Source organism: Uliginosibacterium sangjuense (genome assembly GCF_059132465.1).
On record NZ_CP101132.1, the window covers coordinates 236,397 to 256,426 of the forward strand.

20 protein-coding genes are annotated in these 20,030 nt (G+C 68.6%); 16 read left to right on the forward strand and 4 right to left on the reverse strand.

Annotation, left to right across the window (positions count from 1 at the left end):
* The first annotated feature begins 74 nt into the window (after positions 1-74).
* The 13 genes from NMB43_RS01110 to NMB43_RS01170 all read left to right on the forward strand — a co-directional run bounded on the left by NMB43_RS01110 (position 75) and on the right by NMB43_RS01170 (position 14,909).
* The gene (locus NMB43_RS01110) at positions 75-2,237 is read left to right on the forward strand and encodes an AsmA family protein (RefSeq protein ID WP_494350313.1); all 2,163 of its coding nucleotides are present in this window, start codon (positions 75-77) and stop codon (positions 2,235-2,237) included.
* A gap of 7 nt (positions 2,238-2,244) precedes the next feature.
* Positions 2,245-3,483: a multifunctional CCA addition/repair protein gene (locus NMB43_RS01115; protein ID WP_494350314.1), complete on the forward strand. Its 1,239-nt coding sequence runs from the start codon at positions 2,245-2,247 to the stop codon at positions 3,481-3,483.
* Between the two features lie 11 nt (positions 3,484-3,494).
* Positions 3,495-3,953 carry a hypothetical protein gene (locus tag NMB43_RS01120; protein WP_494350315.1) on the forward strand — a complete coding sequence of 153 codons (459 nt, stop codon included), beginning with the start codon at positions 3,495-3,497 and terminating at the stop codon, positions 3,951-3,953.
* A 121-nt stretch (positions 3,954-4,074) separates the two neighbouring features.
* The gene (locus NMB43_RS01125; RefSeq protein WP_494352179.1) at positions 4,075-5,784 is read left to right on the forward strand and encodes a transglycosylase domain-containing protein; all 1,710 of its coding nucleotides are present in this window, start codon (positions 4,075-4,077) and stop codon (positions 5,782-5,784) included.
* Positions 5,785-5,971: 187 nt separating this feature from the next.
* Positions 5,972-6,595, forward strand: a complete 624-nt coding sequence (locus NMB43_RS01130) for a glutathione S-transferase family protein (protein ID WP_494350316.1) — start codon at positions 5,972-5,974, stop codon at positions 6,593-6,595.
* A 61-nt stretch (positions 6,596-6,656) separates the two neighbouring features.
* The gene (locus tag NMB43_RS01135) at positions 6,657-7,454 is read left to right on the forward strand and encodes an alpha/beta hydrolase (protein WP_494352180.1); all 798 of its coding nucleotides are present in this window, start codon (positions 6,657-6,659) and stop codon (positions 7,452-7,454) included.
* Between the two features lie 184 nt (positions 7,455-7,638).
* A complete protein-coding gene (locus NMB43_RS01140) occupies positions 7,639-8,307 on the forward strand; it encodes a hypothetical protein (RefSeq protein WP_494350317.1) in 669 nt (222 codons plus the stop codon).
* Positions 8,308-8,404: 97 nt separating this feature from the next.
* Complete coding sequence (locus tag NMB43_RS01145) at positions 8,405-8,995, forward strand: TetR/AcrR family transcriptional regulator (protein ID WP_494350318.1); 591 nt, start codon at positions 8,405-8,407, stop codon at positions 8,993-8,995.
* Between the two features lie 14 nt (positions 8,996-9,009).
* Positions 9,010-9,297, forward strand: a complete 288-nt coding sequence (locus tag NMB43_RS01150) for a YciI family protein (protein ID WP_494350319.1) — start codon at positions 9,010-9,012, stop codon at positions 9,295-9,297.
* Positions 9,298-9,316: 19 nt separating this feature from the next.
* The gene (locus NMB43_RS01155; RefSeq protein WP_494350320.1) at positions 9,317-9,940 is read left to right on the forward strand and encodes a DNA-3-methyladenine glycosylase I; all 624 of its coding nucleotides are present in this window, start codon (positions 9,317-9,319) and stop codon (positions 9,938-9,940) included.
* Between the two features lie 154 nt (positions 9,941-10,094).
* Positions 10,095-11,585, forward strand: a complete 1,491-nt coding sequence (locus NMB43_RS01160) for an efflux transporter outer membrane subunit (RefSeq protein WP_494350321.1) — start codon at positions 10,095-10,097, stop codon at positions 11,583-11,585.
* Positions 11,582-12,751, forward strand: coding sequence for an efflux RND transporter periplasmic adaptor subunit (locus NMB43_RS01165; RefSeq protein WP_494350322.1), 1,170 nt, complete (start codon positions 11,582-11,584; stop codon positions 12,749-12,751). Before NMB43_RS01160 ends, NMB43_RS01165 begins: the two co-directional genes overlap by 4 nt.
* Positions 12,752-12,953: 202 nt before the next feature.
* Positions 12,954-14,909, forward strand: coding sequence for a TonB C-terminal domain-containing protein (locus NMB43_RS01170; protein WP_494350323.1), 1,956 nt, complete (start codon positions 12,954-12,956; stop codon positions 14,907-14,909).
* A 19-nt stretch (positions 14,910-14,928) separates the two neighbouring features.
* On the opposite strand, the gene NMB43_RS01175 is transcribed toward NMB43_RS01170, so the two are convergent.
* Positions 14,929-15,153, reverse strand: a complete 225-nt coding sequence (locus NMB43_RS01175; RefSeq protein WP_494350324.1) for a DUF2798 domain-containing protein — start codon at positions 15,151-15,153, stop codon at positions 14,929-14,931.
* A 62-nt stretch (positions 15,154-15,215) separates the two neighbouring features.
* Entirely contained in the window at positions 15,216-15,737 is a 522-nt protein-coding gene (locus tag NMB43_RS01180; RefSeq protein ID WP_494350325.1) for a DUF2938 domain-containing protein, read from the reverse strand.
* An 82-nt stretch (positions 15,738-15,819) separates the two neighbouring features.
* On the opposite strand from NMB43_RS01180, the gene NMB43_RS01185 reads away from it, so the two are divergent.
* Both NMB43_RS01185 and NMB43_RS01190 read left to right on the forward strand, forming a co-directional pair.
* Positions 15,820-16,245, forward strand: a complete 426-nt coding sequence (locus NMB43_RS01185; protein WP_494350326.1) for a helix-turn-helix domain-containing protein — start codon at positions 15,820-15,822, stop codon at positions 16,243-16,245.
* Between the two features lie 73 nt (positions 16,246-16,318).
* Positions 16,319-16,789, forward strand: a complete 471-nt coding sequence (locus tag NMB43_RS01190; RefSeq protein WP_494350327.1) for a YaiI/YqxD family protein — start codon at positions 16,319-16,321, stop codon at positions 16,787-16,789.
* Between the two features lie 7 nt (positions 16,790-16,796).
* Here NMB43_RS01190 and NMB43_RS01195 read toward each other — a convergent pair whose 3' ends face one another.
* Together NMB43_RS01195 and NMB43_RS01200 are read right to left on the reverse strand one after the other, a co-directional pair.
* Complete coding sequence (locus NMB43_RS01195; RefSeq protein WP_494350328.1) at positions 16,797-18,131, reverse strand: type II toxin-antitoxin system HipA family toxin; 1,335 nt, start codon at positions 18,129-18,131, stop codon at positions 16,797-16,799.
* 2 nt (positions 18,132-18,133) lie between these two features.
* Complete coding sequence (locus NMB43_RS01200; RefSeq protein ID WP_494350329.1) at positions 18,134-18,481, reverse strand: helix-turn-helix domain-containing protein; 348 nt, start codon at positions 18,479-18,481, stop codon at positions 18,134-18,136.
* A gap of 312 nt (positions 18,482-18,793) precedes the next feature.
* Between NMB43_RS01200 and NMB43_RS01205 the strand changes: the two genes are divergently transcribed.
* Positions 18,794-19,834: an IS110 family RNA-guided transposase gene (locus NMB43_RS01205; protein ID WP_494350330.1), complete on the forward strand. Its 1,041-nt coding sequence runs from the start codon at positions 18,794-18,796 to the stop codon at positions 19,832-19,834.
* Positions 19,835-20,030: the final 196 nt, after the last annotated feature.

Here is a 20,030-nt window from a genome sequence, read left to right on the forward strand (position 1 = left end):
TTTCATGACCTGGTCGCTTGTGGCGGCCGGGGCCCGCTGTTAGCGTGGCGGGTCCGTCTTCGCGAGACCCCGGTGTGTCGATCCGCCCCGCGTTCATCCTCAAGACCGTCGCCTTCCTGCTCGGCTGCCTGTGCACCGCCCTGCTGGCCTTCGCGCTGTACGTCTGGCTTACCCTGGACGTCGCCCGGCTCGAAGCCGAACTGGTGCGCCAGGTCGCCGAACACAGCAAGCGCAGCCTGCGCATCGACGGCGGCCTGCGTCTGGCCATGTGGCCGCGCCCGGCCCTGCGCCTGGCCGGTGCCCAGCTCAGCGAGGTCGACAGCGAACAGGTCTTCGCCGAGTTGGGGCCGACCCGCCTGAGCCTGGCCATCGGCCCCCTGGTGTGGCGCCGCATCGTGATCGAGCATATCGAGCTGCAGGGCGGCAGCCTGCAGTTGCAACGGCGCCGCGATGGCAACTGGAACGGCGCCGATCTCGCCGCGCTGCTCGATCGCCTGGCCACCGACAGTCAGGCCAGCCTGGCGCTGGACAGCCTGGCCCTGCGCCAGGGCGCGCTGCACCTGCGCGACGAGGGCAGCGGCCTGGACCTGCGCCTGAGCGAAGTCACCCTGCGCGCGCCGGAGCTGCGCGCTGCCTGGCGCGGCTCGGTGCAAGTCGGCGCCGAGCTGGCAGCCAGCCAGCCTGGTCTGGCCGGCAAGCTGCAACTGACGGCCAGCCTGCAGGCCACCGAGGAAGACGGTGCGGCCCTGCGGACCCTGGTGCAGCCGGTGCTGCGCTTCAGCGGGCGTGTAGACAGCCTGCAGGAGGCGCGCCTGCAGCTCTCCGCCGCGCGCCTGGCCTGGGGGAGCGGCCAAGAGCTGCGTGTCGAGCAGGTGACGGCCAGCCTCGCCGCCCAGCAGGAGCGACGTCCGCTGGATTTGTCGCTGGACCTGCCCCAACTGCGCTGGCAGGACGGCGCACCGGTCGCCGCTAGTGCCAGCGCCAGCCTCAGCCTGGGCGCCGACCCGCAACTCGTGGGCGACCAGGCCTCCACCCTGCGCCTGGCCGTCAAGGGCATCGCCCCGACACGGGGTGGCTTTGGTGCGGCCAGCCTGAACCTGCACTGGGCGCCTGACGGCGTGGGTGGTAACGGTGCGGGCGGGCCGGCCCTGGATCTGGCCGGTCCGTTGCGCTTCGAGCGCGAAGGCGGCTTGCTGCGGATGGACGAACTGCGTGGTGAGGCCCATCTTGATGCCCCCTGGCTGCGCCCCGAGGCGCGCCTGCTGCGCGTGGGCGGGGCCGTCGCCTGGCGCGTGGGTGAGGCAGCCAAAGGCGAGGATGAGCGGCCGGGCCGCGTGGCGCTGGATCTCTCCGCTGGCCAGGACACGCTGCGCCTGGAGGGGCGCCTGGCCCACCTGCTGCCGCTGGAGGGGCAGCTCGACCTGCTGGCGCGCAACCTGAACCTCGACGCCTGGCTGACGCCCGGCCATGCCCAGCCCGTGACGCTGCCGCTGGCGCCCTTGCAGCGCCATAAGGCCAGTGGTCGCCTCAGGGTGGATCAGTTGCAATGGGACGGACGAACCTATGCCGGGCTGGAAAGCCCCTACAGCCTCAACGCGGGGCGCCTGGAATTGACCGAGCTGCGCCTGGCTGGCGAGGGCAGCAAGGCCAGCGGCAAGCTCAGTTACGACGCGGCGACGCGTCAGTTGGGTGGGCAGTTCAAGTTTGACAAGCTCGACCCCCAGGCCTGGGCGCAGCGCGCCGGCCTGAGCCTGCCCCTGACCGGGCGCGCCGACGGCAGCCTGGGCCTGGAGGCGCGGGGTGACGACAGCCACGCGCTGCGCGACAGCCTGGTGCAGACCTGGCAATTACGCTACGCCCTGCCGATACTCGACGGCATCGACCTCGCGCGCAGCCTGCGCGAGCTGCAACCGGCCTGGCAGGCCCGCCAGGGTGGCAGCCGCGTGTGCGCGGCGGACGAGCGCACCGAACTGGCCGCACTGACCCTCAATGCGCGCATCACCGGCCAGACGCTGCACATCGACAAGCTGGAAGGCAGTGCCAGTTGGCTCGCCCTCGTCGGCGACGGGCAGGGCGAGCTGGGGGCCGATACCCTGCGGCTGAACCTGCGCAGCACGCCGACCAACCCGGCCATCCGTTCCTTTACGCGCGACCTGGGCAGCCTCAAGGGCATCGCCATCCCCCTGCTGATCAGCCACAATCAAGGCAAGTGCGCGGTTGCGCTGACCCAGCCCTGATGCCTTCATGAGTTCCCCCTTCACCCGCTACATCGTCGGCGGCGCCGTGCGCGACCGCCTGCTGGGCCTGCCCGTGCAGGACCGCGACTGGGTGGTTGTCGGCGCCACCGCCGAGGCCATGCTGGGGGCAGGCTACAAGCCGGTGGGGAAGGACTTCCCGGTGTTCCTCCATCCGCAGACGCAGGAGGAGCACGCGCTGGCGCGCACCGAACGCAAGAGCGGACACGGCTACAGCGGCTTCGTGGTGCACGCCGAACCCACGGTGACGCTGGAAGAAGATCTGCTGCGTCGCGACCTCACCATCAACGCCATCGCCGAAGACGACGCGGGGCGCCTGATCGACCCCTATGGCGGCCAGCGCGACCTCGCCGTGCGCGTGTTCCGCCACGTCAGCCCGGCCTTCGCCGAAGACCCGGTGCGCATCCTGCGCGTGGCGCGCTTTGCCGCGCGCTTCCCTGACTTCACGCTGGCTCCCGAGACCCTGGCGCTGATGCGCGGCATGGTGCGCGAGGGCGAGGTGGACCACCTCGTGCCCGAGCGCGTGTGGCAGGAAATCGCGCGCGGCCTGATGGCGCAGCGCCCTGCACGCATGCTGCAGGTGCTGCGCGAGTGCGGTGCGCTGGCGCGCCTGCTGCCCGAGCTGGACGCGCTGTACGGTGTGCCGCAGCCACCGCAATACCACCCCGAGGTCGACACCGGCCTGCACATCGAACTGGTCGTGGACCAGGCGGCGGCGCGCGACGAAGCGTTGCCAGTGCGCGTGGCCGCCCTGCTGCACGACCTGGGCAAAGGCGTCACGCCGCGCGACAACTGGCCGCATCACCATGGCCACGAGGCCTTGGGCGTGCCCCTGGTGGAGGCGCTGGCCGAGCGCCTGCGTCTGCCGGTGGACTGCCGTGAGCTGGCGGTGCTGACCGCGCGCGAGCATGGCAGCGTGCACCAGGCCATGCAGATGCGGCCAGATACCGTGGCGCGCCTGCTCGAACGCGTGGACGTGCTGCGCCGGCCGCAGCGCTTCGAGCAACTGCTGGCCGCCTGCTGTTGCGACTTCCTCGGCCGTCCCGGCTTCATGCTCGACAACTACCCGCAGCCGGCGCGCCTGCGCCAGGCTGCCGCGGCGTACACCGCGGTCGATGCCGGTGCCATCGCGCGCGGGCTCAGCGACAAGAGCCTGATTCCCGAACGAGTGCGCCAGGCGCGCCAGGCGGCCGTTGCCGCCGCGCTCAGCGCTGCCCCTGCCGCCTGAAAGGAGGCGCCATGTCGCGCCCGCTGCTGATCGTCCTTGCCTTGCTGCTCTCTCCCCTCGCGCATGCGCTGGATCGCAGTGACGAGGGCACCTACGCCATCGTGCGCCGCGGCGGCGCGCTCAGCGAACTGGCCTTCTACGCGCAGGTCAAGGAGGGCCGCTGGCAGCTGGAGCAGCGCGAGCCCGACGGACGCTGGAACCCGATGCGCTGCAGTCAGGACTGTGTGCTGCGCGAATCCGCCCCCGCCGACATCGCCCGCATCTTCCCGCCGCAGATCCTGCAGCAGATGACGCCGACCTGCGTGCATAACGGCGAATTCGCTTTCTGCAGCGTGATCGCGGTCGGCAGGAGCGGCCCCAAGCACTACGTCTTCGTCTCGCTGGTGACCCCGCAACCCGCGCCGATCCGCCTGCAGCGTCTGGGCAAGGGGCGCGTGCCGATCAGGGGCAAGGACGCCGTCGCGATCTGAGCGACGGGCCTGCGGCCGTCAGCCGGGGCGGTCACGCCTCCCTGCCTCCCGTCGCTGCGCCGCGCGCCGCCGCCGCTGCACTGCGGCACAATGGCGGCCTGCCGCGTCCCCTGTCGTGCCCATGAAGGTCCTGCTGCGCCTCCTGCTGTCGTTCATCCTGGCTCTTGCTTTCGCCGCGCAGGCCCAGGCGCCGGTGCTGCCCGCCTTCGGCGCGGTGAAGAGCGGCTACCTGTCGTCCGACGCCCTGTTGGTGGACCGTGCCGGCCTGCCCCTGGCCGACCGCCGTTTCGACCCGCAGGTGCGCCGCCTCGCCTGGATCGAATTGCAAGGCCTCCCGGCCGCCATGCGCGAGGCGCTGCTGGTGGCCGAGGACAAGCGCTTCTTCGAGCACGGCGGCGTGGACTGGTACGCCTTTGCGGGTGCGGTGTGGCAGAACCTGTGGGGTACCCGGCGCGGCGCCTCCACCCTGACCATGCAACTGGCCGGCCTGCTCGACCCGGCGCTGGCCCTGCCCAATCGCGGCCGCGAGCGCCGCAGCCTGGGCCAGAAATGGGACCAGGCCGCCGCCGCGATCGAACTGGAGCGGCACTGGAGCAAGCCGCAGATCCTCGAAGCCTATCTGAACCTCGCCCCTTTCCGCGGCGACCTGCAGGGCATCGCGGCCGCCAGCGAGGTGTTGTTCGGTCTGCCCACGGCTCAGCTCACGCGGCGCGAAGCGGTGATTCTCGCGGCCCTGTTGCGCGGCCCCAATGCGCGGCCCGCGCTGGTGGCACAACGTGCCTGCGCCCTGGCTGGCAAGCTCGGCAGCGCGCGTCTGTGCCCGGAGATCACGCGCCTGGCGCAGGCGCGGCTGGATGCGCCGCGCAACCAGCCGCGCCATGCGCTGGCCCCGCACCTGGCGGCGCGCCTGCTCAGCGAGCGTGGCCAGCGCGTGCCCACCCTGCTCGACGCCGGCTTGCAGCAGGCCTTGCTGACCCAGTTGCGCGCCACCGGCCAGGCCGGCAGTGCCGCCGTGCTGATCGACAACAGCAGCGGCGCGGTGCTGGCATGGGTGGGCGGCCTGACGGCCAGCGAGCCCGACGGGGTCAGTCAGGTACGCCGTGTCGGCCAGTGGTGGTGGCCGCATCTGGCCGCACTGGCGCTGGAGCGCGGCGTCGTCAGCGCGGCCAGCCTGTTGCCAGCGCCGCAACCGGGCCTGTCGGTCGCGCCGGGCGGCGCACTGGCGCCGCGCTCGCTGCGTACGGCGTTGCGCGATGGAGATGAAAGCGCCCTGCATGCCATGGCTCAGCGCTTGCCGCTGGACCTGATGAACGAGCGCTTGCTGGCCCTGGGCCTGAGCCCGCCGGCCAATCTGTTGTTACCCCAACCGCAGGCAGAGGCAAGCCTGCTGCAGCTCACCAGCGCCTGGCGCAGTCTCGCCGCCGGCGGCAATTACGTACCACCCCGCCTGCGCGAACAGGACAACGGTTTCCGCAGCCTGAGCGGACCGGGCGGGCCCTTCGTGGTGCTCGACATGCTGGCACGCGCGGACGACCAGGGCTGGCGCGCGCAGTGGCACGGCGTCGATGGCGAGGGGGCCTGCCTGGTGGTCGGTAGCGATGCACACGTCAGCCTGGGTCTGGTGCAGCGCGCCGGGGGTGCGGATTGCCGCCGCGTCGGTGAAGCCTGGGGCCGCCTGCTGGCGGCATTGTTCCCGCAGCCCGCCGTGCTGCCGCCGGTGCCGCCCGACGTGGAGTCGGTCGTGGCGAGCTTCGAGCCGCCGGTCGAGCCGGCACGACGCGAGTGGCTGCTGCGCGGGCAGATGCCCGACGCGAGCTTCCATCGCAACTAGATTTTATTTCGATGGCATGCCGGCACGAGGGGGCGCGGCGGGCGCGGACCTGCGTGATGCAAATTCACGCGCCCTGCGCGTACAGGCTGCGCGTGCCCGTGCCATCATTCTGCGCTGCACGCGTCGGGCGGCCGGGGCGTGCTTTTCCCTCTAGGCAAAACACTGAGCAGCAAGGAGCAGCATCCCGATGATCACCCTCTATACCTGGGGCACCCCCAACGGTCACAAAGTCTCGATCATGCTCGAAGAACTGGGCCTCAAGTACAAGGTCGTGCCGGTCAACATCAGCCAGAACGAGCAGTTCGACCCCGCCTTCCTGGCCTTGAACCCGAATCACAAGATCCCCGTGCTGGTGGACGATGAAGGTCCGGACGGCCAGCCGATCACGCTGATCGAGTCTGGTGCCATCCTGGTGTATCTCGCTGGCAAGTACGGCAAGTTCCTGCCCGCTGATGAGCGCGGCAAGTTCGAGGCCCTGCAGTGGCTGATGTTCCAGATGGGCTCGGTGGGTCCCATGCTGGGTCAGGCGCACCACTTCCTGAGCTTTGCGCCGCAGACCGTGCCCTATGGCATCGCGCGCTACTGGGGCGAGACCAAGCGCATCTACGGTGTGCTGGAGAAGCGCCTGGAAGGCCGCAAGTTCCTTGCCGGCGACGAGTACGGCATCGCCGACATCGCCACCTGGCCGTGGATCAACCGCCATCCGCGCCAGAAGATCGAGCTGGCCGAGTTCCCGCGCGTGAAGCGCTGGTACGACAGCATCGCCAAGCGTGCCGCCGTCAAGCGCGGCATCCAGGTGCCCAAGGTCTGATTCTTGCGTGAAGCACATCGCCGCCATGGCGATGTCATCCCCCTTCTTCATCGAGCCCAACATGCACAACAAGGACGATCTCGAACTGCTGGTCCATCTGCCGGAAGGTGAGTCGCAGGGCGCGCCGCTGCTGTTCGTGCATGGTGCCTACGCCGCGGCCTGGTGCTGGGAGGAACACTTCCTGCCCTGGTTCGCGGCGCAGGGGCGGGCGGCTTACGCGCTGTCGCTGTCCGGCCACGGCGCCAGCGCCGGGCGTGAGTATCTCGACGCCCTGTCGGTCGAGGACTACGTGGCCGACGTGCGTCGTGTGGTTGCACGGCTGCCGGCGCGGCCGGTGCTGATCGGCCACTCGATGGGCGGCATGGTGGTGCAGAAGTACTTGGAACACGAAGACGTGCCGGGCGTCGTGCTGATGGCCGCGGTGCCACCGACGGGTCTCGCCAGCGCCACCTTCTCGCTGATGATGGAGCGCCCGTCGCTGCTGCTGGATCTCAACCGCCTTATGGGCGGCGGCATGCCGCACCTGGAGTCGCTGCGCGATGCACTGTTCTACCAGCCGGTGTCGAACGAGCGCCTGCACTATTACTTCATGCGCAGCCAGCCCGAATCCATGCGTGCGATCTGGGACATGAGCCTGTTCAACCTGCCGCGGCCGGCGCGCATGCATCGCCCGCCCATGCTGGTGATGGGCGCGGCGCACGACAACCTGATCCCGGAAAGTCTGGTGCGCCAGACCGCCACCACCTACGACGTGGCGCCGCACATCTTCCATGACATGGGCCACGGCATGATGCTCGAGCCCAACTGGGAGCAGGCCGCGCAATGCATCCTCGACTGGCTGCAGCAGCAAGGCTTGTAGCCGCTTTGCACGCCGCCCCCTGGGGCTTTGCCTGATGCCGGCAACCGCCGCGAGGGGGAGCAATTCGGCCAGGGTCACATATAGTGGATAAACACAGCGACGGCAGTCCCGCGAGCGCGGCACGGCCGCCGTGCGTGTGTGCGTTGTTCCACCGTGACGACTTGGCATCGAAAGGGGTGTGCAGATGAAGAAGAAAACGCTTGTCATGACCCTGAGCGCAGCACTGGGTCTCAGCCTGGGCTTCGCGCCCGCCACGCAGGCGGCGGACAAGGCGCCCGCCATGGGTTTCTTCGTGAGCAGCACCGGCGGCGGCAAGGGCGCCGACCTGGGCGGCCTGGCCGGTGCCGACAAGCTGTGCCAGGACCTGGCCACGGCGGTGGGCGCCGGCAAGCGGACCTGGCGTGCCTACCTCAGTACCCAGCCCCGGGACGGTGCCAAGGGGGTGAATGCACGCGACCGCATCGGCAAGGGCCCCTGGTACAACGCCAAGGGCGAGCTGATCGCGCGCGATGTGGACGAACTCCACCGTAACAACAACATCACCAAGCAGACCGCGCTCACTGAGAAGGGCGAGGTGGTCAATGGGCGGGGCGACCGGCCCAACCAGCACGACATCCTGACCGGCTCGGATTCCATGGGCATGGCCTTCAGCGGCACGCAGGACACTACCTGCGGCAACTGGACGCAGAGCGGTGCCGGCTCGGCCCAGGTTGGCCACCATGACCGTGTGGGCCTCAACGAACTGCCGCCGGCCAAGTCCTGGGTGCACTCTCATCCCTCGCGTGGCTGCAGCCAGGAGGCGTTGGTGTCCACCGGGGGGAGCGGGCGCATCTACTGCTTCGCCGCCAAGTAGACGCCGGGCAACGGTCCGCGGATCGCTGCGCTTGACGCGCTAGGATGCTTGTCCTAATCTGCCTAGGACAAGCATCCTAATCGGAAGTCGTTCCATCATGGGCAGCAGCGCCACCCGCGACCTCATCGTCGAGGCCGCCGACCAGCTCTTCTACCGCAAGGGCTTCGACCACACTTCGTTTGCCGACATCGCCGACGCGGTGCAGATCTCGCGCGGCAATTTCTACTACCACTTCAAGACCAAGGACGAAATCCTTGACGCGGTGATCGCGCATCGCCTCGACACCACGCGCGCCATGCTGGAGGCCTGGGAGCAGGCCGGCGATACGCCGGTGGCACGGCTGCGCTGCTTTGCCGGTATGCTGGTCGCGAACCGTGAGCCGATCATGCGCCAGGGCTGTCCGGTCGGCACGCTGTGCATGGAGCTCGCCAAGCTGAGCCACCCCGCGCGACAAGATGCCAATGCCTTGTTCGCGCTGTTCCGTGACTGGCTCGCCCGTCAGTTCATCGCGCTGGGCTATGCGGACGAGGCCGAGGCGATGGCCCTGCATCTGCTGGTGCGCAGCCAGGGCATCGCCGCCCTGGCCAACGCTTTCCACGACGAAACTTTCCTGCGCCGCGAGGCCGGCTACATCGACGACTGGCTGTCGGCCTTGCCGCAGCCTGCGGCCAGCCCAAATCTCCCCTGACACGCGAGCCCATCATGTACATCGTCCTGCTTCGCTTTGCCGACCAGCGTGCCCGCGCACGCGACTTCATGGAGGCGCACAACGCCTGGCTGCGCAATGGTTTCGCCGAAGGCGTCTTTGTGCTTGCGGGCAGCATCGAGCCGGCGGCGGGCGGGACGATCCTCGCGCATGCCTGCACCCGCGCCGAGCTGGAGGCGCGCGTGGCGGCTGATCCCTTCGTGGCCGAGTCCGTGGTCAGTGCCGAGATCATCCAGGTGAGCCCGGCACGTGTCGACGAGCGGCTGGCGTTCCTTGCCGCCTGAGGCCGGAGGGGAGACTGTCATGAAGGTCACCACACTGGCGGGTCCCGATGCTCAGCCGCGCTGCGCCTGGTGCGCCGCCGCGCCCGAGTTTCTCGACTATCACGACCGTGAATGGGGCTTCCCGGTGGACGACGATGTGCGCTTGTTCGAGAAGCTGTGCCTGGAGGGTTTCCAGTCCGGCCTGAGCTGGCGCACCATCCTCGCCAAGCGCGAGAACTTCCGCACCGCCTTCCATGGCTTCGACTTCCATCGCGTGGCGCGTTTCACCGCAGGCGACGTGGAACGCCTGCTACAGGACAGCGGCATTGTGCGTCATCGCGGCAAGATCGAGGCGGCCATCCACAATGCACAGCGGGCGCTCGAACTGGTGGCGGAAGCCGGTTCGCTGGCGGCCTTCGTGTGGGCCTATGAAGAAGCGCCCGCCATGGCGGATGGCGTCGTGGTGCGCGCCAGCTCGCCGCAGTCCATCGCCTTGTCCAAGGCACTCAAGCAACGCGGTTGGAAGTTCGTCGGCCCGACCACCGTGTATGCCTTCATGCAGGCGATGGGCCTGGTCAACGACCATGCGCCGGACTGCGTGGTGCATGCCCGGGTGATGGCGGCGCGCAAGCGCTTTCGCAAGCCGTCGGGTCTGCTGGCTTGACCGGCCAGATTGGCCTGCGGAACCTGGGCGGGATTTCGGACACTAATCCGCGCCGACACTGCGCGGTGATGCATGTCATCACGCTGTGGGCCGGGTGCGTTATGGTCGGACCCTGCCCATCGGCTTCACGCCTGCAACACAACAAGGATCACGCATGTTCAGCCGTACCGCGCTGGCGGCCCGCCGCAGCGCGCTCTGTCTTTCCCTTTTGCTGATCGGGTGCACCACGGTCGGCCCTGACTACCGCACGCCCCCGCTGTCCGCCACCGAGGTGCCGGCGCGCTGGACCTCGCCAGCCGAGGGCGCGGACCCCGCACAGGCGACGCCCGGCGCCTGGTGGACCGAGCTGTCCGACGCCGCGCTCGATCAACTCGTCGATACCGCCTTCCAGCACAGCCCGACGCTGGAGGCGGCGATCGCCCGGCTCAACGAATCGCGCGCCTATCACACTCAGGCCCAGGCGGCCGCGCTGCCTGGCGTGGATGCCGGTGGCGGCGCACAGCGGGCAGACGCCAGCAAGAGCGCGGGGCCCAGCAACAGTGGCTGGTTCTCGCTCGACTCCTCGTGGGAGCTGGATCTCTTTGGCGCCGTCACACGCGGCAAGGAAGGGGCGGCCGCGCGTGAACAGGCACGCCTGGCCACGCTGGCCGACGCCCGGGTGAGCCTGGCGGCCGATGTGGCGGACGCCTACCTGAGCTATCGCGCCTGCCAGTCCGACCTTGCGCTGAGCGAGCAGGACGTGGCCTCGCGCGAGGCCACCCGCAAGCTCACCGAAGACAGCGTGGCGGTCGGTTTCACCGCGCCCTACCAGGCGATCCGCAGCACCGCCTCGGTGGCCGAGGCGCGTACCCGTCTGGCCAGCACACGTGCCCAGTGCCAGCAACTGGAGAACCTCATCACCCGCCTCACCGGCATGGCGCGGCCCGATCTGGCGCGCCTGCTGGCGATCTCGCCCACCGGGCTGGACCGCCTGCCCGAGCCGCGCCGCTTCGACGTCGCGATTCCTGCGCAGGCCGTGATGCAGCGGCCCGACGTGCGCGTCGCCGAGCGCACGCTGGCTGCCGCCTCGGCCGACATCGGCCTGGCCGAGGCAGACCGCTATCCGCGCATCTCGCTCAATGGCGCGCTCGGTTACTCGGTGGCGGGCAATAGTGGCGGCGGGGGCCTGTCGCTGGGTACCTGGTCCTTCGGCCCCTCGCTGAGCCTGCCGATCTTCGACGGCGGGCGTCGTGATGCCGCCGTCAAGGCGGCCCAGGCGCGCTATGACGAAGCGCTGGCCGAGTACAAGGCGAAGGCACGCGCGGCGATCCAGGATGTGGAGAACGCGCTCACCCGCTACGCCGCCGCGCATGAACGTGCCGAGAATGCGCGCGTCGCCGCCAGCCAGTACCAGCAATACTTCAGGACCGTGGAACACCGTTACCGCGAAGGCGCGAGCAATCTGCTGGAGCTGGAAGACGCACGCCGCGCCATGCTGGACGCCCGGCAGACCCTGCTGGGCGTGCAGAAGGAGCGTCTACAGGCCTGGATCACCCTCAACCGTGCCACCGGTGGTGGCGCCCAGTACGAGCCCGAGGTCGCCCGCGTGCCGCCCGCACAGATCAAGGCCGCGCCTACGGCCCGCCCCACTGCTTCCGCATCATGACCATTGCATCCCGGCTTATTAATCCGCCCAGCCTGTGCGCCCTGCTGCTCGGTATTGCCTGTGCCGCGCCGACGTTCGCGCAAAGTGCAGCCTCCCCATCCCCCTCGCAGTCCGCCGCGCCGGTCGCCAGCGCACCGGCGGCCGCGCCCGAGCCACCCAGCGTGAGCCTGGTCCGCCCCCGCGTCGAGATGTGGCCCGAACGCATCGAGGTGCAGGGCGATGTCATGCCCTGGCAGGAGATCCACATCAACAGCGAGATCGGCGGCCTGCGCCTGATCAGCCTGCAAGTCAGCGTGGGCGACGTGGTGCGCAAGGGGCAGGTGCTGGCCGTGCTCGACACCGCCAGTGTCGAAGCCGAACTCGACAGCGTGAATGCCCAGCTCGTCGAGGCCGAGGCCGCGCATGCGCAGGCCGGGGCCACGCTGGAGCGCGCCAAGCGTCTGGTCACTTCGGGTGGCGTCAGCCAGCAGGAGCTGGCCCAGTACGAAACGCAGAAGCTCACCGCCACCGCGCGTCTGGCGGCGGCGCGTGCACGCCTCAAGGCACAGCAGCTCAAGCTCGATTCGGCCCGTCTGCTGGCGCCCGACGATGGCCTCATCTCGGCCAGCAGCGTCGGTGAGGGCGACATCGTGCGCGCCGGAGCCGAGCTGTTCCGCCTGATCCGCCAGGGGCGACTCGAATGGCGCGCCGAGGTGCCCGGCGAAACCCTGCTCAAGCTGGAGCCGGGACAGGAAGTCACGCTCAGCAGCCCCTTGGGCGACGAGGTGAAGGGCCGTGTGCGTCGTCTGTCGCCCACCATCGACCTGCGCAGCCGAACGGGCATTGCCTATGTTGACCTGCCGGCGGAGACACGCTTCAAGGCGGGGCTGCGCGTCAAGGGCCAGCTCGTCACCCAGCGCAAGGCCCTGGTGCTGCCGGCCGCGGCCATCCAGCACAGTGAGGCGGGCGACCGGGTATTCACCCTCGATGCCAATGGCAAGCTGCGCGCCATCAAGGTGGAGACGGGGCGCAGCCAGGGCGAGGAGGTGGAGATCGTCAGCGAGCTTAACCCGCGTACTCGTGTCGTCGCGCGCGATGTGGATGCCCTGAAGTCCGGCCTCGCCGTGCGCGAGGCCAGCCCGGCCGAGGGGAAGACGCCAGACGCGGCTAGCACAGCCAAGCCCTGACCCGCCCGGAAAGCCATCCGGGGCACCTTGACGGGGCCTGCCGGTCGCCGCAAAGCCCTTGCCGGATGTGCGATTGTGCCCAGCCCGCGTGTGTCCGCAGGTACGAGGGGCTTGGTTCTTAACGGAAGACCCGGAAGAATGTGGGGATCACACACACCGGGTGACGACAGACCATGCTTGGCTTCGCGACAAGGCTTCCGACTTGAGCGCACACGCCTACCAACAGCGCGAACGCTGGCGCATGGGCGCGGCGTGGCTGTTCTCCCTGCTCTTCCATGCGCTGCTGCTGAGCCTCAGCCTGGGCGGGGAAGGCCTGGGCCTGCCTGGGCTGGACTTCCCATGGAAGGAGCGTCGCTTCAGCGCCGACGAGCTGCGTGTGCGTCTGGCGCCAGCCGCGCTCCCGGCACCAGCAGCGGAACCGGCCGCCCCCGCAGCGCCTGAGCCGCTCGCCCTTTCCGAGCCTGCGCCGGCAGCGGCGCCGGTCACGGTGACGCCGCCTCTTGCGGCACCAGCGCCCGCGCGCACCGACGTCGCCCGCGTGACTCTGCCGGAACAGCCTGAGCCTGCGGTTGAAGCCGCGGCGCCACCACCACCCGTGGCCGCGCCCACCCCCCTGCCGCCGCCGTCCGAGGTCATGACGAAGCCGGGCCCGGCGGAGGCTTCCATCCGCAGCCAGCCCTCCGACTCATCGGTGCGCCTGCCCGGTCCGCCGTTCGAACAGAGCGCGCCCTTGCCCGAGCCCGTGGCCTCGGCGCCAATGGAGAAGCAGGACGACAGCGCGCAACAACTGCGCGAGCTGCAAGCGCAGGCGGAAGCACAGGCGCGTGCGCTCGAAGCGGCGCGGCTGGAACGCGAACGACAGGAAGCCGCCCGCCTGGAGGCCGAGCGATTGGCGCAGGCGCGGTTTGAACAGGCCCGCCGTGCCGCCGAGGAAGCCGCCCGCCTCGAACAGGCCCGTACTGAAGCGGCGGCGCGTGAGGCCGCCCGACAGGAGCAAGCACGTCAGGAAGCGCTGCGTCTGGCTGCGGCCGAGGCCGCTGCGCAGCAGGCGCGTGAACGCGCCGAAGCGGCCCGGCAGGAAGCGCAGCGGCAGGAGGCCGAGCGCCTGGCGCAACTGAGTCAGGCCCAGGCCCGCGAAGCGGCGGCACGCCTCGCCGCAGAGCAAGAGGCGGCGCAGCGCGCGGCCGCGCGGTTGGAGCAGGCGCGTCAGGAGGCCCAGCGACTGGCCGCAGCCGAAGAGGCTCGGCGTCAGGAGCTGGCCCGTCAGGCGGCGCTACAGCAAGAGCGCGAACGTGCCGAAGCGGCGCGACTGGAACGCGAGCGACAGGAAGCCGCCCGCCTGGAAGCCGAAAGACGCGAACAGGCCCGCTTGGAGGCGGAGCGACAGGCCGCTTTGCAAGAAGCGGCGAAACTCGAAGCGGCAAGACAGGAGGCCGCGCGTCTCGAACAGGCGCGTGCTGATGCCGCCCGCCAGGAGGCCGCCCGCCAGGAGGCCGCCCGCCAGGAGGCCGCTCGCGCCGAGGCGGCACGACAGGAAGCGGCACGACAGGAAGCGGCGCGGCAGGAAGCGGCGCGGCAGGAAGCGGCACGACAGGAAGCGGCACGACAGGAAGCGGCACGACAGGAAGCGGCACGACAGGAAGCCGCGAAGCTGGAGCAGGCCCGGCAGGAGCGCGCACAGCAGGAAGCCGCGCGCGAGGCCCGCCTGCGCGCCATCGGCCAGCAGCTCAACGAAGAGTCCGCGCGGCGCGAAGCCAGCGCGCAGGCGATGCCGCCGGCCGGCCCTTTGCTGCCCAGCGCCAGTGCGCTGCGCCGCGCACGCCTGTTCGGCCGCAGTGATCCGAATGCCGAACTCATCCAGTACGCCGAGGCCTGGGCGCGCAAGATCCAGATGAACGTCAGCACCGAGCGGGTGCGCGAACTCGCCGCCCAGCCCCATACCCCGGCGCTGGTGACCGTGTCGATCCGCAGTGACGGCAGCATCGAATCGGTGAACTTCGTTCTCTCCAGCGGCGTGAAGGCGGTCGATGACGCGATCCGACAGATCGTTGAGGGGCAGGCTCCCTATCCCCGCTTCTCGCCGGCCCTGAGCCGCCAGTACGACGTCATCGAGCTGCGCCGAAGCTGGGTGTTTGACAGCGCCGTGCGTCTGCAGTGAGACGCCGGCGCGGCGCGGATCAGGCGGTTACGCGGGCGACCAGCCGGCGCACCAGCGGCGCCACGATGGCCACCGTGGGGAAGGCCACCGGCCAGGTCGTGAGGCAACTGCGCAGCCACTGCGCCGGCAGGCCGGCATGCAGGCCCTGCGACACGAGCAGCACGAAGGCCGACACGATGCAGACCATGATGGCCGACAACAAACCACTGAAGAGAATCGGGGCGAAACGGGCGGGGATGCGCATGGCATTTCCTTTCTGCTGAGGGTGGGTGAATCGAAGTGTTGTTGTGCGCGCAGGCTGCTTGCTCAGCCTGCCCACAGCGGGCTGAGCGCCCGCGCTGTCAGGTAAAGCCCGAGGCCGAACACCAGGTGGGTGATCAGGGTCTGCAGGCGCGCGGCATTCGGCCGTGGCGTGCGCGAGGCGGCAAAGCCCGCACCCATGCATGGCTGCATCAGCAGGAAAGGCGCGGCCAGCGTGACCAGGCCGGTGAGCAGTGCCGGCGCGAGGCGCGGCGCTTGCAGCCAGCCCGCCCCGCAGGCGCCGACCAGCAGCGCAGCAAAGCTGATGCCGATCAGGTAGTGCGCCAGCCAGCCCACGCCACGCTCGCCGGGGCGCGGCTCCGCCTTGGCGATGGCCGCATGGCGAAAGCGCCCGCGTGGCATCCACAGCAACCAGCGGCCGACCAGGCCGTAATCCGGCACCGGCTGGCCCAGCAAGGGCTTGCGCAGCAGCCCCCAGATATCCATCAACGCGGTGGCGCCGATGCCGACGAGCACGGTGGCCAATGCATGAGCGGCGAAGCTGTCGCCGGGGAAGAAGTCGTCCATGAATCTCTCCATCAAACTGGCCTGCGGACAGGCACAGTGCTAGCGTAGAAACTCAAGTCAACTTGAGGTCAAGGGGTTTCGTATGGACATCGCCGAAGTCGCCCGCGCGTCGGGCGTGCCCGCCTCCACGCTGCGCTACTACGAAGAGAAGGGCCTTCTCGTCTCGGTCGGCCGGCGCGGCCTGCGCCGCGTGTTCGGGCCCGACGTGCTGGAGCGCCTCGCGCTGATCGCCCTGGGCCGCGCCTCCGGCCTCTCGCTCGACGAGATCGCCCGCATGTTCGCCCCCAATGGCCAGCCGCAGATCGACCGCGCGCTCCTCAGCGCCAAGGCCGACGAGCTGGACCGCAGCATCCGCCGCCTCACCGCGATGCGCGACGGCCTGCGCCACGCCGCTGCCTGCAAGGCGCCCAGCCACATGGAATGTCCGACGTTCCGCCGGCTGTTGGGCCTGGCTGCGGCCGGCGCCGTGAGCAGTGCGGACAAGCCGAAGCGTGCGCGCGCCCGTTAGCCCTGACAGACTGTGCGAACCCGCGCTGCCTGACATACCCTGCGGGCCTGCTCACTCGACGGATGCACCTGACATGACCGACACCCGCCCGCCCAGCAAACCGCGCCTATGGGTCGATGCCGACGCTTGCCCCGTCGTCATCAAGGAAATCATCTTCCGCGCCGCTACCCGCAAACAGATGGAGACCGTACTGGTCGCCAACCAGATGCTGCGCGTGCCGCCCTCACCCTACATCCGCGCGGTACAAGTGCCTTCCGGCTTCGACGTGGCCGACAACTACATCGCTGCTCAGGTGCAGCCCGGCGACCTCGTCGTCACCGCCGACATTCCGCTCGCCGCCCAAGTCATCGAGCACGGCGGCACGGCCATCAACCCGCGCGGCGAGCTCTACACCGCCGCCAACGTGCGCGAGAGCCTCGCCATGCGCAACTTCATGGAAGAGCTGCGCGCCTCCGGCGTGCAAACCGGCGGCCCGGCCGCGTTCAGCCAGGCCGACCGGCAGGCATTCGCGAATCAGTTGGATCGGTTGTTGGCGCGGATGTAGGGTGGGCTCAACGCAAGCGTCGGGCCTGGGCCCGGAGCCCGGCGAAGATGGCCTCCGCCACATCGGCAGGAAAAGCGCTGGGCACGAATCCACTGACCTGATCAATGACGGCATCGGTCTGGGCGAGCAACTCCTCGATGATCTGCTCGGCGACGCCTTTGCCCAGTCCGACTTGCTGGGCCATGGCGAGCCAGTGGCGGCGCTGGATTTCCTGCAGATGGTAGTGGTTGGTTTCACTGCGTACGGCCATGGCTAGTTTCGCTTTTGCCGGCGCCAGTTTGTTGCGGCCTTTGCCGATGATGGGGTGGGCCGATAGCAGGTCGTACAGCGGCGTTGCGCGAAAGCGCCCGCCGGGCAGGAGATGTAGGCTGAAGTTCTTGGCGTGCCCATCGGTGGCGGCGAGCAGCCAGAACAAGACCTGCGCCTTGAAGAAATTGCGGCGGTCTTCCTCCGCGTTCACCGAGCCGGCGAGAATCTCCATGATGCGCGCGATGCCCGGCCCACCGTTCGCCTGATACTTGAGATGCGGAGGCGTGGCTGTCGCCTGGCACAGGTCTTCCTGCGGCAGGCGAACGATCCATTTGTCATCACTCGATGGCTGGCGGTCGAAGCGTTCGACGATCAGCACCTTCTGGTCTTCGAAGTGTGCAATCTCGCAGGGTGCAACCGGCAGGCCATACGCCGCGACGAGGCAGGCGCTGAGCCACTCGTTCTCGACCGATGTGCGCATGTCCGCCTGCATGTTGCCGACGAGCCCCATCGGCAGCTTGAAGATGTGCGTGGTGGGCGTACCGCCTTCCGGCAGTAGCCACTGGTTGCCTTGCCGCAGCAACGCGGTTTTCTCCTGCGCGCCGGCAATCGAGAGGCGCAGATCATCGTCGCCTTGCTCGGTGAAGCCCGCGGGCCCCTCGGTAGTGAGACCGCGCAAGCGCCGCGCGATATCCGCTTCACTCAGTGGCGTCGCGGCGATGCGATACAACGCGTCGCCGGGCGTGGTGCCTTCCGGCAGCAACTGCAGCGCGCCGACGCAATCGCGGCCCACGGCGGACAAGAGATCGAAGGGCTCGACACTCGCGGCCTGATAGCGCCGTGCCAGGCGCTCGCGAATCGCATCGTTGTCGGGCAGCAGATTGTCGAAGAAGGCCGTCACCCGGTCGCCTGCCCAGGGCACATTGCCCGGCGTGAAGGGCAGCGAGAGCGACACCGGCCGCGCTTGCGCATCCGCCACCCACTCTGGCGCGTAGTGCAGTTCACTCGCGCGGGCCGAGCGCGTCCAATGCCCTACCCGCAGGCCATTCATCCATAGGTCGAGGCGGGCTGCCCCGCGACGTGCGCGCGCCACGGTTACCAGGCCTCGCGCTTGCGCGGCGGATTGGCGGGATTAGCGCCCGCCGCCACATTGGGCTCGCGCGCGCTCATCGCCGCCTTGGCGGCCGGGGCAGCGTAAGGTGTGTCCGGGCTGGGTGCCGGCTCTGCGGCAGTATCCGCCAGCACCAACTCCACGCCCAGTACGCGCAGCAGCCGGAACAGGCGCTCCACGCTGGCCGCCGCCGGGTTGGCTTCCATCTGCGCATAGGTCTGCTGCGCAACGCCCAGCTTGGCCGCCAGCGCCGCCTGCGTCAGCCCCCGCGACTTGCGAAAGCCGATCAGGATGGGTCGAAGCTGATCCAGCGTGACGACAGGAAAGTTCATGGCGGGCTCCCTGGACAGGAATACATACCATGAACTGTAATTCACATTTACAGCTTTTGCACTGTTAAATTTAAAAACAGTCTTTGGGCTGTAGATCGGCGCGGGTCTCGGTCGGCAGCACAGGGGGCGGAGCGCGGCGACACGCCACCGCTGTGAGTGGGGGCGGTGGCTTGCTTCGCAAACCCACCCCAAGCGCCAGGTTTCGCCAATCGCGTCAGTTCGTAGGGTAATGACATGGACGCCCCCTACCTGCGACGGCATCGAAGTGCCAAAGTGGAGTTGTCGAGAAACCACTGAGCAGAAGGGGACGTCATGGAAGAGCTTAAGGTAGTTGGGCTGGATGTGGCAAAGAGCGTGTTTCAGGCTCACGGCATCAACAGCCATGGTCGCAAGGTGTGCAGTAAGAAGCTAAGGCGCGGGGAAGTCGTTGCGTACTTTGCTCAACTCCCACCGGTGCTTGTTGGAATGGAGGCGTGCGGCGGTGCGCATCATTGGGCCAGAACGCTCTCAAGCCTGGGTCACCAGATCAAACTCATGGCGCCCCAATATGTGAAGCCCTTCGTTCAGGGCAACAAGACCGATGCACGTGATGCTGCGGCGATTGCAGAGGCGACAACGCGGCAATCGGTGCCCGCGGTGGCCGTTCGCGGCGTGGAAGGCCAGCAGATGCAGGCGCTCCATCGCGTGCGCGATTTGTGGATGAAGCAACGCGTGGCACTGGGCAATCAGGTTCGTGGTTTGCTCAGCGAGTTTGGCGAGGTCATCCCCTTGGGTTTTAAGCGACTCAAGCAGGATGTGTCCCAGTGGCAAGCTCGCGCAGGTGTAGAGCTGGTGACACTCAAAGAGCTGATAGCGCAATTGATGCATGCATTGAATGAGCTCGAAGAGCGCATCCGTGCGCTGGAGCTGCGAATCCGTCAGCAGCACAAAGGCAATGCCGCGAGTCGCTTGATCGAGAGCATTCCTGGCGTCGGGCTGTTGAGTGCAACAGCCGTGGTAGCCAGCTTTGGCCGGTGCGACAGTTTTGAGAATGGGCGTAAGTTCGCGAGCTGCCTGGGGCTGACGCCGCGTGAGCACAGCAGTGGTGGCAAGCAAGTGTTATTGGGGATCACCAAGCGGGGCAATGGCTATGTGCGCAAGCTGCTGATTCACGGCGCTCGTGCGGTGCTGCGGCATCTGATGCAGAGCGAGGCGCATGCAGAAGATTGGGTCGTGAAGCTTGCCAAGCGACGTGGGCACAACATTGCTGCAGTCGCGCTTGCGGCCAAGAACGCACGACGAATCTGGGCGATGCTCAGAACAGGAGAAATGTTCCGGGCCGACTACGCGCAAGCCAACTGCGCTTGCGCGTAGTCGGCCCGGTCGAGCACAACGTAGTACCGATCAACGCAACACGGAGGCAGCTCACTCGATTGCCTGGGCAATCTTGAAATGATGGCACCCACAGGTCAGACCGGGGTCATGACAACTCGTCCGAGCCCATGTGCCCTGAGCACGATAGGGTGATTGAGCTGTGACCCGCGAATATCATCATGCGTCAGCAGTCATG